We start from the raw sequence: 14,388 nt of genomic DNA, 5'->3' as shown, positions 1-14,388 counted from the left end.
GTGCCCGGACGGAGCGGATTCTCGTCCTGGCGTATCTTAGACTGAGAGACCGTCGTTCTGTGATTCCTGCTCTACGACGCGAAGCTGGAGCGCCTGTCGGATGTGGTATCGCGCGGTCTCGTCGGTTGCCTCCTGCAGTGCGGCTTCTAGGTGGGTGTCGATTGTCTCTGCCATGGTCTTCACTCGCACAGTTCCGCCCCGGTTATATATACCGGATACATCGTTAATCCCCGTAGGAACTGCCTGAAGGCCGACATACAGCGCCTACGGCGGGCGTCGGGAGTTCGGTTCGGACGGGACAAGTATCGGTCGCTACCGGACTCAGCTCACCGTCCGAGCGATGTCGGCTTCGGTGATGACGCCGACGGTCCGGCCGCCCTCGACGACCATCACCGCGGCGTTGTGGTTGAGATACGCGTCCACCTCGTCGATGGTCGCGTCGGGTTCGACGGTGGCGATGGACTCGTGCATCACCTCGGCCACGGGGAGTTCGCCGACGTTCTCCTCCGAGCGCTGGCGGATGGCGGAGTTGCCGATGAGCCCCTGCGGGGAGCCGTCGCGGATGACCGGGACCTGCGAGTACCCCTTCTCGTCCATCAGCTCCTTGCTCTGGTGGACCGAATCGTCGGGTTCGACGCTCACGACCGGCGAGTTCATCACGTCCCGAGCGCGGATGATACCGCCCTCGGCCTCGTCAAGAGCGTTGACGATGCGCCGCAGCGTCGAGAGCCGCGGGTCCACGTCACCGCCTTCGATGCGTGCGATGAGCGGCTGGGAGACGTCGGCGTGTTCGGCCAGTTCGCTCTGTGTCAGCTCCAGCTCGTTTCGCCGCTCCCGCAGGTCCTCGGGCGTCGGCAAGTCCATAGCGTGCCATAACTCGGGGTAATTAAAAAACCCACGGTCGGGGCGGCTGCCGACCGGAGACCCCGCGATAGCCCGCCTCAGGCCTCGGCTTCGGCGTCGTCGTCCTCTTCGGTCTCGAACACTTCGATGACTTTCAGGGGAACGTCCCGCAGCGCGCCGCCGATTTCGCTCTTGGCGATGCGCTGGGCGTGTTCGACGGACTCGGCGTTGAACACGTCCATCTCCAGGACGAGGCCGACGAGAGCGGTGTCTGCGGCGATAAAGGACGAGTCGAACGGCTCGCCACAGGCCGGACAGCCCGTCGCGCCGACCTCCACCTCGACGTAGTCCATGTCGGCCTCGTTGAGGCGCTTGCCGGCCTCGCTGACGGCCACGCCGATGGCGTCGTCGATGTCTTCTACGTCACGGACCAACCAGGCGGCTTCCATCGCCACGAGATAGTTCATACTCTCAACGAATGGGGCTGGCTACTCGTTAGTTGCGGTTCGCGGCCGTCGCGCACGTCACCGTTACTATCGCTATAACTTATGAGAAATAGGGACCAACCTTGCCGCCGAGTTACGCGACGCCCCCGGAGAAGACCCGGTCGAGTTGCCCTAGCGACAACTCAGACTGAACCGCAACACGGCGGCGCCCCGATTCGTCACGAACGTTCCAACACCGGCCCCAAGGTATATATATCGGATTGGCCCACGAGGGAGTGAAGCGAACATGGCTGCCCGACTGCAAACCGCGACGATATTCGCACTGTACCAACTGACCCTGCTCGCCGGCATCGTCCTGCTCCCCGTGGCGATGGTCACCGAGCGGTTCGGTCTCCGGCTCCCCGTCGACCGCGCCGTCGACGGGCTCAACCGCGCCTACGAACAGGCACAGGAGTAAGCAGCCACGTCACCACAGTTTTATCAGCGCCCGTCTGCTATCGGGCGGTAATGACCGACCCGAACTCACCGCTCTCCCAGTCACCCGCAGCCGACCGGTTCCAGACGGACCCCTACGAGCCGGAGGTCGGCTCGCTGCCGGAGCGGTCCGGCGGGGACACGGAGAAAGTCAACAAGACCGGGACGACGACTATCGGCATCACCACCAGCGAGGGCGTCGTCATCGCGACCGACATGCGGGCCTCGCTGGGCGGCCGCTTCGTCTCGAACAAGAACGTCCAGAAGGTCGAGCAGATACACCCGACGGCGGCGCTGACGCTGGTCGGCAGCGTCGGCGGCGCCCAGTCCTTCATCCGCTCGCTCCGGGCCGAGGTCAACCTCTACGAGGCCCGCCGCGGCGAGGACATGAGCATGCAGGCCCTCTCGACGCTGGCCGGGAACTTCGCCCGCGGCGGCCCCTTCTTCGCCATCAATCCCATCCTCGGGGGCGTTGACGACGACGGCCACCACGTCTACTCCATCGACCCCGCCGGCGGCGTCATGCAGGACGACTACACCGTCACGGGCTCGGGGCTGACCGTCGCCTACGGGACCCTGGAGGACCGTTACGAGGACGACATGAGCAACGAGAAGGCGAAGGAAGTCGCCGCCGCCTCCATCAAGGCCGCCGCCGAGCGCGACACCGGCTCCGGGAACGGCATCTATCTGGCCGACGTGACGAGCGACGGCGTGGACATCAACGGCTACGACTTCGACGAACTGCTGTAGACCCGCTTTTTACTACGTCGGGTTTCCTCGCGCCGCCGGCGCTTCGGGAACCCCTACTTGCAAAAACTTGGGAAAACGGCCGGACTCTCACCGCGTTCGAGTTCGATGAAACGGCGCTCGCTGTCACTGGCGCCGTGTGCTCCCTGGCTACAACCACGCCCTCCCCAGCCGATTCACTCGGCTACGCCTCGCTCATCCCTCGCACAGTGTCGTCGCGCCACGGGGGCGCGACAGCGCGCGCCGAGCTACCGGAGCCGGGGGAACTAAACACCGAGAAATCGCAGTACCGGTATGGAACTGTTCGGGACGGCGGGAATCCGCGGTGGGGTCGAGGAGCGGGTCACGCCCGAGCTGGCGCTGTCGGTCGGGCGTGCGGCCGGGCAGGACGGCGGTGAGTTCGCCCTCGGTCACGACGGCCGAGTCACGTCGCCGGCGCTCGCCGACGCCGTGGCCTCGGGGCTTGAGAGCGCCGGTGTGCAGGTGAGTCGCATCGGGCGGGTCCCGACCCCGACGCTGGCCTACGCCTCGCAGGGCCGGCGTGGCGTCATGGTGACCGCGAGCCACAACCCGCCGACGGACAACGGGCTGAAGCTGTTCGTCGACGGGCAGGAGTACGGCGACGAGGCGGAGGCCACAATCGAGCGGCGGGTCGAGAACGGGGTCACGCCGTCGCCCTGGACGGAGTGGGGCGAGACGATTACCGAGGACATCCTGTCGGCCTACCGCAGCGCCGTCGCCGACTACGCCCGCGGGTTCGGGGCGGACCCCGACCGGCTCACGGTCGCCGTCGACTGCGGCAACGGGATGGCCGGCGCGGCGACGCCGCAGGTCCTCCGCGCGCTCGGCGCCGACGTGGTCTCGACCGAGGCGAACGTCGACGGCCACTTCCCGGCCCGCGAGAGCAAACCCACGCCCGAGACGCTGGAGTCGTTCAGCCGGTTCGTGGCCGACGCGGCCGTCGACCTGGGCATCGCACACGACGGCGACGCCGACCGCATCGTCGTCGTCGGCGAAGACGGCGAAATCGTCCACGAGGACACGGTCGTGGCGATGCTGGCCGAACACTACACCGGCGCCGCCACCGTCGAAGACCCCGTCGTGGTGACGACGCCCAACGCCTCCGGGCGCATCGACGAGCGGGTCGAAGCCGCCGGCGGCCGCGTCGAGCGGGTCCGGCTGGGCGCGCTCCACGAGGGCATCGCTCGCGTGCGACGGGACGCGATGAGCGGTACGGACGTGGTCTTCGCCGCCGAGCCGTGGAAGCACGTCCACACGGCCTTCGGCGGGTGGATAGACGGCGTGGCGAGCGCGGCGGTCCTCGCGCGGCTGGTCGCGGCCAGGGGGCTCGACCAGCGACGTGCCGCAATCACGGAACGGCCCTACCGGAAGGTGAGCATCGAGTGCCCCGACAGCCGCAAACCGGCCGCGATGGCAGCGCTGGAGAGCGAGCTGCCCGACGCGTTCCCCGAGAGCGAGGTCGCCACCGAACACGGCGTCCGCCTCTCGTTCCCGGACGACTCCTGGGTCCTCGTCCGGCCCAGCGGCACCGAACCGTACGTCCGCCTCTACGCCGAGAGCGACGACGTGGACGCGCTGGTCGGGCAGGTGCGCGAGGTCGTCGAGTCGGCGGTCGAGTCGGCCGGGGGCTGAGGTCGGCGCGGGGCGACAGTCCCCCCGCTCGTCGGCGGTGGCTATTTGCCCTCGCGCGGCGAGGGCGGGGATATGGACGACCTGCTTTCCGCGGCCCGCGACGCGGCCGAGGCGGCCTACGTTCCCTACTCCGACTACGCGGTCGGCGCCGCCATCGAAACGGCGGACGGGACCGTCTACACCGGCTGTAACGTCGAGAACGCGAACTACTCCAACAGCCTCCACGCCGAGGAGGTCGCCATCGGGAGCGCGGTGAGCGAGGGCCACCAGTCCTTCTCGCGGCTCGCGGTGACCTCGACGGAGCGCGACGGCGTCACGCCCTGCGGGATGTGTCGCCAGACGCTCGCGGAGTTCTGCGACGACGACTTCCCCGTCCGGACCGACGGCGAGGACGGCACCGAGTACACGCTGGGCGAACTGCTCCCGGAGACGATTACGCGGGAGCATCTCGAATGAGCGGCGACAGCGAGGACCCGAACGACGAGGTGCAGTACCACCTCGAAGTCGGGCCCGACGACGTGGCCCTGAGCGTCCTGCTCCCCGGTGACCCCGGCCGCGTCGAGACGGTCGTCGACGACTGGGACGACCACGAGGTCCGGGGTGAACACCGCGAGTACCGCACCGCGACGGGCACCCACCAGGGGACGCCCATCTCGGTCACTTCGACGGGCATCGGTTCGCCGTCGGCGGCCATCGCCGTCGAGGAGCTGGCCCGCGTCGGCGTCGACACGCTCCTCAGAGTCGGCTCCTGTGGGAGCATCGTCCCCGAGGCCGCCGTCGGCGACCTCGTCATCACGACGGGAGCGGTGCGCCAGGAGGGCACCAGCAAGGAGTACGTGCGCGAGGACTACCCTGCGGCGGCGGACCCGCGGGTCGTCTCGGCGCTGGTCGCCGCCGCCGAGGAGCTGGGCTATGACTACCATCTGGGCGTCACCTGCTCGACCGACAGCTTCTACGCCGGCCAGTCCCGCCCCGGCTTCGAGGGGTTCGAAGCCAGAGACAGCGAGGACAACATCGAGGAACTCCGGCAGGCCGGCGTCAAGAACTTCGAGATGGAAGCGGCGAGCATCCTCACGCTCGCGGGCATCTACGGCCTGCGAGCGGGCGCCGTGTGTACCGTCTACGCCAACCGCGAGACCGGCGAATTTCGGACCGAAGGGGAGGCCAAGGCTTCGAAATGTGCCAGCCTCGCCGTGACGTATCTGGAGCGGATGGACGAGGCCGTCGCGGAGTCCGATTCCGACCACTGGCACGCCGGACTCTCTATCGAGCGGTAGCGGTTCGCTCCACAGAAAACTTATTTCCGCTCAATCGGGACAGATACTATGCCCCGCGACACGTTCGTCTCCTGGCAGACACTGGCGCTCTTTGTGCTCTTCCCGCCGCTCGCCGTCGTCGCTATCGTCTTCTTCCCCCTGACGCTACTGGTTGTGTTCTGGCTCTACTATCGCGGGAAGAACGAAGCGAAACGAGAGGCCTACGATGCGGCCGAGGGCAGCGCGTCGGACGGCTGACCGTTCACTCGGTTCGACTCCCTCGGCTGCTAGTGCGGTTCTCAGACAAGCGGTGTCCGGTCGTCTGAGCGAAGAAAAACGGCCGGGAGGGGCCTTCGGACGACGACCCGGGGAAGGGCAGGCTGTCCGGTAGGAACGCAAAACGGAGTCGTTCGCAGAACGCATCCGGCGCCGAAGGCGACGGTTCTAACGCGGCAAGCCGACTACCGCGCACCGAAGGTGCGCGACGGGAGGCGAAGCCGCGATTTTTCCCCACGTTTTTGCCGCGGAGGCGTGTCGAGCGCCGCCGCGCTCGACCGCCGGAGCGTGCAAAAAGTGGTCTTACATATCCGGCCACGCCTTCAGGGCGCGACCGGGGCCGGTGACGTCGTTTATCCAGCGGGCGGCGATGGCTTTCTTGAGTAGCTTCGCCGGGAGCCCGCCGAACGTGTCGATGGGGACGCCCATCACGTCGTGGGCGACGGCCTTATCGCCGATGGAGATGGCTGTGCCCTTGTCCTTGTGCGTCCAGGTCTTCAGGGGCTGACCGCGCACGGCGCGGGCGATGTTCTCCCCGGCGACCTCGGCGGCCGTCCAGGCGGCCTCGGCGGTCGGCGGCGCCGGGTTCTCGCCGGGCTGCTCGATGAGCGCGCAGTCGCCGATGGCGAAGACGCGCTCGTTCGTGGTCTGGAAGTTACCTTCCGAGTGGATGCGGTGGTTGCGCTCGTCTTTCTCCAGGTCGACGTCGCGCACGCAGTCACGGCCGGTGATGCCGCCGGTCCAGATGAGCACGTCGTAGTCGAGTTCCTCCTCGTCGCCGATGTAGACGGTCTCCTCGTCGACCTCGCCGATGAACTCGCCGCACTTGATGTTCACGTCCCGCTCCTCCAGTCGCTTGCGCAGGGCGCCCTGGAGTTCGGAGTCGTTGCCCGGGAAGATTTCGTCGAGCCCCTCGACGAGATGGATGTCGATGGGCGCGCGGTGGTCGTCGCGGAACTCGGCGATTTCGCCGCAGGCCTGGATACCGGAGAGGCCGGCGCCGCCGACGACGACCTGTGCGGGGTCGCTCTGGGAGGCCTCGCGGGCGGCCTCCTGGACGGCGTCGTGGATGCCCAAGGCGTCGTCGAGGCTCTTGAGCGTGTGGGCGTGCTCGTTCAGGCCGTCGATGCCGAAGAACGCGGTCTGAGAGCCCAGGCCGACGAGCAGGTAATCGTAGTCGACGCCGTCCCGGTCGGAGAGTTCGACGACGCGGTCGTCGGTGTCGATACCGGTGACGGTGTCCTGGATGAACTCCGTCGTCGGCTGTTTGATTTCGTGGACGGGGATCGTGATCTTGTCCTGGACGGACGGGTCCCGGATACAGCGGTGGGACTCGTGGAGGACGAGGTGATAGTCCGTATCGGAGATCCAGGTGATGTCGGCGTCACCGTTCAGTTCGTCTTCGAGACTCTTGATGGCGCCTGCACCGGCATACCCAGCGCCGAGTACGACGACCTTGTCGGTCATACTATCGACTCCGAACGGGGATGATACAAAGGCTACGGAATCGCTGTTTCCAAAGTGATAAATCGTGGCGGCGAGAATGGGGTTCCGCCCTGGAGAGAGACTAGTGTTCGGGTTCGCCGGCCGGGGCTCGCATGTCGTCTATCTTGAGAATGAGCTTGTTGCTCGTGTCGTCTTTCCCCTGTAGCGTCCCGATTATCTGGAGCTTCGAGAGCGGTGTCGGCCCGACGGTGATGTCGTCGCCCTCGTGAAAGCCCGTGATGGAGCCCTGCAGCTGAATCTCGGCCCGACACTGCTCGGGGTGGTGGACGCTCGTGAGGTCTATCTCCTCGACGTTTGCGTGCTCGACCAGCTCGCCGTTGTGTCGCAGGGGGACCTCGGCGGCCTGGTCCATCTCCTGAATCTGGAGCGTGTCGTAGGCGGTCGCCGTGGGCTTGTACCCGCCCTTCGGTCCGGGGACGCCCTCGACCAACTGGAGGGCTTTCAGGCTCTGCATCTGGTTCCGTATCGTGCCGGGGTTGCGGTCGACCTTTTCGGCGATATCTTCGCCTTTGACGGCGCTCTCGCTCTCCCGGTATAGATTTACCAGCTCCTGTAGGATGTTCTTTTGGCTGGGTGTCAGCTCGATTGAAGACATGATATTCCGTTCGGCACAGCCGGCCTTAAAAGCGACGGTGGTACCGACCGGCAAACTGGTGACAGTTTGGACTATCGCAGGAAATAGCGACATAATTTTCACCGGCCGCCCGAGAGTGAGTCAGTATGAACGGAGAACGCGTGTTGGTCACCGGCGGCGGCGGATTTATCGGCTCCAATCTGGCAAACCATCTCGCTGCGGACAACGACGTGGTCGCCCTGGACGACGGCTATCTCGGCACGCCGGAGAACGTGGACCCGAGCGTCGAGTACGTCGAAGGGAGCGTACTCGACGACGACCTGCCGACTGACGTAGACGTCGTCTTCCACCTGGCCGCGCTGTCGTCCTACGCGATGCACGAGGAGAACCCCACGAAGGGCGCCCGCGTCAACGTCGAGGGATTCGTCAACGTGGTCGAGCAGGCGAGAGAGGACGGCTGTGACACCGTCATCTACGCCTCTACCTCCTCTATCTACGGCGACCGGACCGAGCCCTCGCCCGAGGACATGCCGGTGACGGTAAACACCGGCTACGAGGCCTCGAAGCTCGCCCGCGAGCGGTACGCCGAGTACTTCCAGAACCACTACGGCCTCTCGATGGCCGGGATGCGCTTTTTCTCGGTCTATCAGGGCATGGAGGAGGGTGCCGAGTCACACAAGGGCGACTACGCGAACCTCATCGCGCAGTTCGCCGACGACATCGCCAACGGCCGCCGGCCCGAAATCTGGGGCGACGGGAGACAGACCCGGGACTTCACCCACGTCGACGACATCGTTCGCGGCCTCGAACTGGCCGCCGACCACGAGTTGACCGGCGTGTACAACCTCGGGACGGGAGAGCAGTACAGCCTCAACACGCTCGTCAGGGAACTCAACGACGCACTGGGGACCGACGTGGAACCGGTCTACGAGGAGAACCCGATTCCGGACGATGTCTACGTGCACGATACGATGGCCGACGCCTCGAAGATGCGCGAGGCCACCGGCTGGGAGCCCGAGATTACCTTCGACGAGGGCGTCAGACTGGTCTGCTCGCAGTACGAATAGCGGGGGAGAACTTTTTCCGTTCGGCGCGTTCTGGGACCTATGGACATCCGCGTACTCGGCGTACCGATGGACCTGGGGTCTGACCGTCGCGGTGTCGACATGGGCCCGTCGGCCATCAGATATGCGGGCCTGGCGTCGGAACTCGAGGCACTCGGGGTCGACTGTACCGACGGCGGCGACGTATCGGTCCCCCGCCCCGAGGAGCGGGACCCGGACGCCGGCGGGTTCGACGGCGGCCGAGCGAAGTTCCATCGGGAGACGAAGGCGGTCTGTACGGAACTCAGCGATAGCGTCAGTCGGGCCGTCGGTGACGGCGTGACGCCGCTCGTCCTGGGTGGCGACCACTCCATCGCCATGGGGACGGTGGCGGGGGCGGCGGGGCCGGACGAATCGCTCGGGGTGGTGTGGTTCGACGCCCACGGGGACTTCAACACGCCGGCGACGACGCCCAGCGGCAACATCCACGGGATGGGGCTCGCGGCCATCCTCGGCCACGCCTCCTTCGGCGGGGAGGCGTGGGGCCACGTGCCGGCCGTCCGCGAGGAGAACGTCGCGCTGGTGGGGCTTCGGGACGTCGACGAGGGCGAGCGGGCCCTGCTCCGCGAGAGCGACGTCTCGGTGTACACGATGTCGGACATCGACGACCGAGGTGTCCCAGAGATTTCCCGGGAGGCCCTGTCAGTCGCCACGGATGGGACCGACGGCCTCCACGTCTCCTTGGACCTGGACTGGCTCGACCCGACTGAGGCCCCGGGCGTGGGCACGCCGGTCCGGGGCGGCGTCTCCTACCGGGAGGCCCACAGCGCGATGGAGGCCGTCGCCGACTACCGCGACCAGTTGCGCTCGTTCGAACTCGTCGAGGTGAACCCGATTCTGGACGACCACAATCGGACCGCCGAGCTGGCCTGTGAACTCGCCGCGAGCGCGTTCGGGAAGCGAGTGTTCTAGGGCCGCTCACTCGCTCGGGGCGTACGCGGTCTCTGGCACACAACGACAGGGTTTGCACTGAATTGGGACACAGCGACAGCGTCGGCGAGAAAAACCGTTCGGGCGACTACTCGTCGGTGACGACCGCCGGCACCACCGTCACGCTGGCCACTCCATCGCCCTCCTCCAGTTCCATGATGGTGACGCCCTTCGTGTTGCGGCCGACCTCCGAGATGTCGCCGGCGCGGATACGCATTATCTGCCCCTGTGCGGACATGATGACCAGGTGGTCGTCGTCGGTGACGGCCTTGGCCGTCGAGACGGGGCCGTTTCGCTCGTCGGTCTTGATGTCGATGAGCCCCTGGCCGTAGCGGGACTGCGGGCGGTACTCCGAGAGACGGGTGCGCTTGCCGTAGCCGTTCGCCGTGACCGTAAGCAGCGAGCGGTCGTCCGCGTCGGTGGTCGCGACCATCGCGGCGACCCGGTCGTCGCCCTGTAGCTCGATGCCGTGGACACCGCGGGCGGACCGACCCATCTGGCTGACCTCGCTCTCGTCGAAGCGGATGGTCATCCCCTGCTCCGTGGCGATGACGAGGTCGCCGGTGCCGTCCGTGACGTCCACGTCGACGAGTTCGTCGCCGTCCGCCAGCTTGGCGGCCCGAATCCCCGTCGAGAGGATGTTCTCGAACTGGTCACAGCAGGTCCGCTTGACGTAGCCCTGGCGGGTGACCATCGTGATGCACTCGTCGTCGTCGAATTCGTCCGTCGAGACGACGGCTGTCAGCTCCTCGCCGTCGTCGAGGTCGAGCAGATTGATGGCCGACTTCCCGCGGGCGGTGCGGGACATCTCCGGCACTTCGTAGGTCTTCAGCCGGTAGACCTGCCCTCGGTTGGTGAAACAGAGCAGGTAGTCGTGGCTGTTGGCCCGGAAGACCTTCGAGACGCGGTCGCCCTCCTTGGGGTCGGCGCCGATGATGCCCTTCCCGCCCCGGTTCTGCGGGTCGAAGTTCGCCACGGGCATCCGTTTGATGTAGTCGTCTTCGGTGATGACGACGACGCAGTCCTCCTCGGGGATGAGGTCCTCGTGGGTGACCTGGCCCTCGTCCTCGATGATGGACGTGCGGCGGTCGTCGTCGTACTCGGCTTTCATCTCCTGGAGCTCGTCGACGATGACCGAGTCGAGCTTCGCGGAACTCGCCAGGACGGATTCGAGGTAGTCGATGGTGTCCTGGACGTCCTCGTACTCGGCCTCTATCTCGGCCGCCTCCATCGAGGTGAGCGAGCCCAGCTGCATCCGGACGATGTGGGCCGCCTGCTCCTCGGAGAAGTCGAACTGCTCGTGCAGTCCCGTGCGGGCGGCGTCGCGGTCCTCGCTGTTCCGGATGAGTTCCACCACGTCCTCGACGTTCTGCAGGGCCTTCAGCCGGCCTTCGAGGATGTGGGCGCGGTCCTCGGCCTCTTCGAGGTCATGCTCGGAGCGCCGGCGGACGACCTCGCGGCGGTGGTCGACGTAGTGCTGGAGAGTTTCCTTCAGTGAGAGGACCCTCGGCTGGCCGTCGACCAGGGCGAGGTTGATGACGCCGAAGGTGGATTCGAGGTGGTGGTCGAGCAGCTGGTTCTCGACCACGTCGACGTTCGCGCCCCGCTTGAGTTCGACGACGACGCGGACGCCGTTGCGGTCGGACTCGTCGCGCAGGTCCGAGATACCCTCGATCTTCCCCTCGTTCACGTCCTCGGCGATGCGTTCGACGACGCGGGCCTTGTTCTCCTGGTAGGGAAGCTCGGAGATGACGATGCGACCGTCCTCGCGGTCGACCTCGTACTCGGCCCGCACGCGGAGCCGGCCCCGGCCGGTCGCGTAGGCCGAGTAGATGGCGTCCCGGCCGACGATGTTCCCGCCGGTCGGGAAGTCCGGCCCCTTGACGTGCTCCATCAGGTCCTCGACGGTGGCGTCGGGGTTCTCGATGAGGTGGGTCGTCGCGTCGACCAGCTCGCCGAGGTTGTGGGGCGGGATGTTCGTCGACATCCCGACCGCGATGCCCGAGGAGCCGTTCAACAGGAGACTCGGGACTTTCGACGGGAGGACGTCTGGTTCCTGCAGCCGGTCGTCGTAGTTACTGGAGAAGTCGACCGTGTCCTTCTCGATGTCCGCGAGCAGCTCCTCGGCGATGGGGGCCATCCGAGCCTCCGTGTAGCGCATCGCCGCGGCGGGGTCGCCGTCCATCGAGCCGAAGTTCCCCTGGCCGTCGACCAGCGGATAGCGCATCGAGAAGTCCTGGGCCATCCGGACGAGCGTGTCGTAGATGGCGCTGTCGCCGTGGGGGTGGTAGTCACCCATCGTCTCGCCGACGATGGAGGACGATTTCCGGTGGGCAGTGTTCGAGGAGACGCCCATCTCGTGCATCGCGTAGAGGATGCGTCGATGGACCGGCTTCAGCCCGTCCCGAACGTCCGGGAGCGCCCGGCCCGCGATGACCGACATCGCGTAGTCGATGTAGGACTGCTCCATCTCGTCCTCGATGCGGACGTGCTTGATTCGGTCGGCGGGGGCGTCGTCAGGTACGTCGGAACTCATATGTCAACCCACTCCGCTTCCGGCGAGTGTTCCTTGATGAACTCCTTGCGCGGTTCGACTGCGTCGCCCATCAGGACGTTGAACATCTTGTCCGCGGCGGCGGCGTCCTCGATGGTTATCTGTTTCAGGATGCGGTTGTCCGGGTCCATCGTCGTGTCCCAGAGCTGCTGGGGGTTCATCTCGCCCAGCCCCTTGAACCGCTGGACCTGCGTCGGGTTGCCGTCGCACTTCTCCTCGACAATCCTATCGCGTTCCTCCTCGGTCATCGCGTCGTAGGTGTTGCCCCGGTAGCGCACGCGGTAGAGGGGGGGCTGGGAGGCGTAGACGTAGCCCGCCTCGATGAGCGGCTTCATGTGCCGGTAGAGCAGGGTGAGCAGGAGGGTGCGGATGTGGGCCCCGTCCACGTCGGCGTCGGTCATCATGATTATCTTCTCGTAGCGCAGGTCGTCGATGTCGAACTCGTCGCCGATACCGGTTCCCAGCGCCGTGATGAGGTTCCGAATCTCGTTGTTCTCCAGAATCCGGTCCAGGCGGTGTTTCTCGACGTTCAGAATCTTCCCCTTGATGGGGAGGATGGCCTGGAACTCGGGGTTGCGGCCCTGCTTTGCGCTGCCGCCCGCGGAGTCGCCCTCCACGACGAACAGCTCGGCGTCCTCCGGCTCCCGGGTCTGGCAGTCGGCCAGCTTCCCGGGCAGCGCCGTCGAGTCCAGCGCGGACTTCCGTCGGGTGAGCTCCTCGGCCTTCTTGGCGGCCTTGCGGGCCTTGGCGGCCTCGACGGCCTTGCCGACGATGGCTTCGGCGGTGTCGGGGTGCTCCTCGAAGAACGTCGAGAGCCCGTCGTGCATCGCCGACTCGACGATGCCGCGGACCTCGGAGTTGCCCAGCTTGGTCTTGGTCTGGCCCTCGAACTGCGGGTCGGGGTGTTTGACCGAGATGACCGCTGTCAGCCCCTCCCGGATGTCGTCGCCCTTGAGGGTGTCGTCGAGGTCCTTCAACAGCCCGTTGTCGGTCGCGTAGTCGTTGATGACCCGCGTCAGCGAGGTCTTGAAGCCGGTGAGGTGGTCCCCGCCCTCGCGGGTGTTGATGTTGTTCGCGAAGGCGTGGATTGAGCCCTGGAGGTCGTCGGTCCCCTGCATCGCGATTTCGACCTGGACGACCCCCTCGGGAATCTCCTCCTCGTCCTCGAAGTAGATGACGTCGCGGTGGAGCGGCTCTTTGGTCTCGTTGAGATACTCGACGAACTCCCTGATGCCGCCCTCGTACTCGAACGCCTCGCTGGTCCCGTCGCGCTCGTCGTGGATGCCGATAGCCACGCCGGAGTTGAGGAAGGCGAGTTCGCGAAGGCGGGACGAGAGCGTCGAGAAGGTGAAATCGCCGGTCTCGAATATCTCGTCGTCGGGCCAGAACCGCACCGTGGTGCCCGTCCCCTCGTCCGGTTCGAGGTCCCGGACCTTCTTCAGGTCGTACTCGGGCTCGCCGTGGTCGAATCGCATCTTCCACAGCGCGCCGTCGCGCTTGACCTCGACTTCGAGCCACTTCGAGAGGGCGTTGACGACGCTGACCCCGACGCCGTGGAGCCCGCCCGACACCTGGTAGGACTTGTTGTCGAACTTCCCCCCGGCGTGGAGGATAGTCATCACGACCTCGACCGCGGGGCGGCCGTGCTCTTCGTGTTCGTCCACGGGGATACCGCGGCCGTCGTCGCTGACGGAGACCGAGCCGTCTTCGTGGATAGTCACGTCGATAGTGTCACAGTACCCGGCGAGGGCCTCGTCGATAGCGTTGTCGACGACTTCGTAGACGAGATGGTGGAGACCCCGAGCGTCGGTCGACCCGATGTACATCGCCGGCCGTTTCCGGACGGCCTCTAACCCTTCCAGGGTCTGGATCGACTTAGCGCCGTACTCTTCAGACTCTCCTGACATAGGAACTGATTCCCTGTTGTAGGTGCGGAGTGATAAAGGTCCCGCACGCGCGTGCGTGAGTCGTGGACGGGGTCGCTTCGGTCGGATAACCCGGCCTTACCGCGTTGATATATCCACGT

General features: G+C 66.2%; 15 protein-coding genes. 8 read left to right on the top strand and 7 right to left on the bottom strand.

The features are described from left to right. Positions 1-36 precede the first annotated feature (36 nt). From NJQ98_RS05975 to NJQ98_RS05965, 3 genes are all read right to left on the bottom strand, one after another. Entirely contained in the window at positions 37-174 is a 138-nt protein-coding gene (locus NJQ98_RS05975) for a hypothetical protein (RefSeq protein ID WP_262176935.1), read from the bottom strand. Positions 175-321: 147 nt separating this feature from the next. Further along, positions 322-864, bottom strand: coding sequence for a CBS domain-containing protein (locus tag NJQ98_RS05970; protein ID WP_262176934.1), 543 nt, complete (start codon positions 862-864; stop codon positions 322-324). 77 nt (positions 865-941) lie between these two features. Next, positions 942-1,310 (bottom strand): DUF555 domain-containing protein, encoded by a 369-nt coding sequence (locus NJQ98_RS05965; protein WP_262176933.1) that lies wholly within the window; start codon positions 1,308-1,310, stop codon positions 942-944. A gap of 265 nt (positions 1,311-1,575) precedes the next feature. Here NJQ98_RS05965 and NJQ98_RS05960 point away from each other — a divergent pair, with 265 nt between their 5' ends. The 6 genes from NJQ98_RS05960 (at position 1,576) to NJQ98_RS05935 (ending at position 5,677) form a co-directional block, all read left to right on the top strand. Next, positions 1,576-1,746 carry a hypothetical protein gene (locus tag NJQ98_RS05960; RefSeq protein WP_262176932.1) on the top strand — a complete coding sequence of 57 codons (171 nt, stop codon included), beginning with the start codon at positions 1,576-1,578 and terminating at the stop codon, positions 1,744-1,746. Between the two features lie 50 nt (positions 1,747-1,796). Beyond that, on the top strand, positions 1,797-2,513 hold the full coding sequence (gene psmB, locus NJQ98_RS05955; RefSeq protein ID WP_262176930.1) for an archaeal proteasome endopeptidase complex subunit beta: 717 nt from the start codon (positions 1,797-1,799) through the stop codon (positions 2,511-2,513). Positions 2,514-2,804: 291 nt separating this feature from the next. Continuing rightward, positions 2,805-4,163 (top strand): phosphohexomutase domain-containing protein, encoded by a 1,359-nt coding sequence (locus NJQ98_RS05950; protein WP_262176928.1) that lies wholly within the window; start codon positions 2,805-2,807, stop codon positions 4,161-4,163. 72 nt (positions 4,164-4,235) lie between these two features. Further along, positions 4,236-4,619: a cytidine deaminase gene (gene cdd / locus NJQ98_RS05945; protein ID WP_262176926.1), complete on the top strand. Its 384-nt coding sequence runs from the start codon at positions 4,236-4,238 to the stop codon at positions 4,617-4,619. Beyond that, positions 4,616-5,440 carry a nucleoside phosphorylase gene (locus NJQ98_RS05940; RefSeq protein ID WP_262176923.1) on the top strand — a complete coding sequence of 275 codons (825 nt, stop codon included), beginning with the start codon at positions 4,616-4,618 and terminating at the stop codon, positions 5,438-5,440. The genes cdd and NJQ98_RS05940 overlap by 4 nt, the downstream gene beginning before the upstream one ends. Positions 5,441-5,488: 48 nt before the next feature. Beyond that, positions 5,489-5,677 carry a hypothetical protein gene (locus NJQ98_RS05935; RefSeq protein ID WP_262176921.1) on the top strand — a complete coding sequence of 63 codons (189 nt, stop codon included), beginning with the start codon at positions 5,489-5,491 and terminating at the stop codon, positions 5,675-5,677. A gap of 321 nt (positions 5,678-5,998) precedes the next feature. On the opposite strand, the gene NJQ98_RS05930 is transcribed toward NJQ98_RS05935, so the two are convergent. Next, positions 5,999-7,162 carry an NAD(P)/FAD-dependent oxidoreductase gene (locus tag NJQ98_RS05930; RefSeq protein ID WP_262176919.1) on the bottom strand — a complete coding sequence of 388 codons (1,164 nt, stop codon included), beginning with the start codon at positions 7,160-7,162 and terminating at the stop codon, positions 5,999-6,001. A gap of 100 nt (positions 7,163-7,262) precedes the next feature. Continuing rightward, entirely contained in the window at positions 7,263-7,796 is a 534-nt protein-coding gene (locus tag NJQ98_RS05925) for an HTH domain-containing protein (RefSeq protein ID WP_262176917.1), read from the bottom strand. A gap of 125 nt (positions 7,797-7,921) precedes the next feature. On the opposite strand from NJQ98_RS05925, the gene NJQ98_RS05920 reads away from it, so the two are divergent. Then, complete coding sequence (locus NJQ98_RS05920) at positions 7,922-8,842, top strand: NAD-dependent epimerase/dehydratase family protein (protein WP_262176916.1); 921 nt, start codon at positions 7,922-7,924, stop codon at positions 8,840-8,842. 39 nt (positions 8,843-8,881) lie between these two features. Next, positions 8,882-9,790 carry an arginase gene (gene rocF / locus NJQ98_RS05915; RefSeq protein WP_262176914.1) on the top strand — a complete coding sequence of 303 codons (909 nt, stop codon included), beginning with the start codon at positions 8,882-8,884 and terminating at the stop codon, positions 9,788-9,790. Between the two features lie 106 nt (positions 9,791-9,896). Here the strand turns inward: rocF and gyrA are convergent, their stop codons facing one another. Both gyrA and gyrB read right to left on the bottom strand, forming a co-directional pair. Further along, entirely contained in the window at positions 9,897-12,344 is a 2,448-nt protein-coding gene (gene gyrA, locus NJQ98_RS05910; RefSeq protein ID WP_262176911.1) for a DNA gyrase subunit A, read from the bottom strand. Next, complete coding sequence (gene gyrB, locus NJQ98_RS05905; protein ID WP_262176910.1) at positions 12,341-14,269, bottom strand: DNA topoisomerase (ATP-hydrolyzing) subunit B; 1,929 nt, start codon at positions 14,267-14,269, stop codon at positions 12,341-12,343. The genes gyrA and gyrB overlap by 4 nt, the downstream gene beginning before the upstream one ends. Positions 14,270-14,388: the final 119 nt, after the last annotated feature.

The organism is Haloarcula laminariae, from assembly GCF_025457605.1.
Taxonomy (GTDB): Archaea; Halobacteriota; Halobacteria; order Halobacteriales; family Haloarculaceae; genus Haloarcula; species Haloarcula laminariae.
This window is presented reverse-complemented; position numbering and strand designations above follow the sequence as displayed.

What these genes read in the sequence shown, in the direction of transcription:
- psmB (WP_262176930.1), top strand. Translation starts at nt 1,797, where the DNA reads ATGACCGACCCGAACTCACCGCTCTCCCAGTCACCCGCAGCCGACCGG.
- gyrA (WP_262176911.1), bottom strand. Translation starts at nt 12,344, where the DNA reads ATGAGTTCCGACGTACCTGACGACGCCCCCGCCGACCGAATCAAGCAC.
- NJQ98_RS05965 (WP_262176933.1), bottom strand. Translation starts at nt 1,310, where the DNA reads ATGAACTATCTCGTGGCGATGGAAGCCGCCTGGTTGGTCCGTGACGTA.
- NJQ98_RS05970 (WP_262176934.1), bottom strand. Translation starts at nt 864, where the DNA reads ATGGACTTGCCGACGCCCGAGGACCTGCGGGAGCGGCGAAACGAGCTG.
- gyrB (WP_262176910.1), bottom strand. Translation starts at nt 14,269, where the DNA reads ATGTCAGGAGAGTCTGAAGAGTACGGCGCTAAGTCGATCCAGACCCTG.
- NJQ98_RS05975 (WP_262176935.1), bottom strand. Translation starts at nt 174, where the DNA reads ATGGCAGAGACAATCGACACCCACCTAGAAGCCGCACTGCAGGAGGCA.
- NJQ98_RS05935 (WP_262176921.1), top strand. Translation starts at nt 5,489, where the DNA reads ATGCCCCGCGACACGTTCGTCTCCTGGCAGACACTGGCGCTCTTTGTG.
- NJQ98_RS05950 (WP_262176928.1), top strand. Translation starts at nt 2,805, where the DNA reads ATGGAACTGTTCGGGACGGCGGGAATCCGCGGTGGGGTCGAGGAGCGG.
- NJQ98_RS05930 (WP_262176919.1), bottom strand. Translation starts at nt 7,162, where the DNA reads ATGACCGACAAGGTCGTCGTACTCGGCGCTGGGTATGCCGGTGCAGGC.
- cdd (WP_262176926.1), top strand. Translation starts at nt 4,236, where the DNA reads ATGGACGACCTGCTTTCCGCGGCCCGCGACGCGGCCGAGGCGGCCTAC.
- rocF (WP_262176914.1), top strand. Translation starts at nt 8,882, where the DNA reads ATGGACATCCGCGTACTCGGCGTACCGATGGACCTGGGGTCTGACCGT.
- NJQ98_RS05960 (WP_262176932.1), top strand. Translation starts at nt 1,576, where the DNA reads ATGGCTGCCCGACTGCAAACCGCGACGATATTCGCACTGTACCAACTG.
- NJQ98_RS05925 (WP_262176917.1), bottom strand. Translation starts at nt 7,796, where the DNA reads ATGTCTTCAATCGAGCTGACACCCAGCCAAAAGAACATCCTACAGGAG.
- NJQ98_RS05920 (WP_262176916.1), top strand. Translation starts at nt 7,922, where the DNA reads ATGAACGGAGAACGCGTGTTGGTCACCGGCGGCGGCGGATTTATCGGC.
- NJQ98_RS05940 (WP_262176923.1), top strand. Translation starts at nt 4,616, where the DNA reads ATGAGCGGCGACAGCGAGGACCCGAACGACGAGGTGCAGTACCACCTC.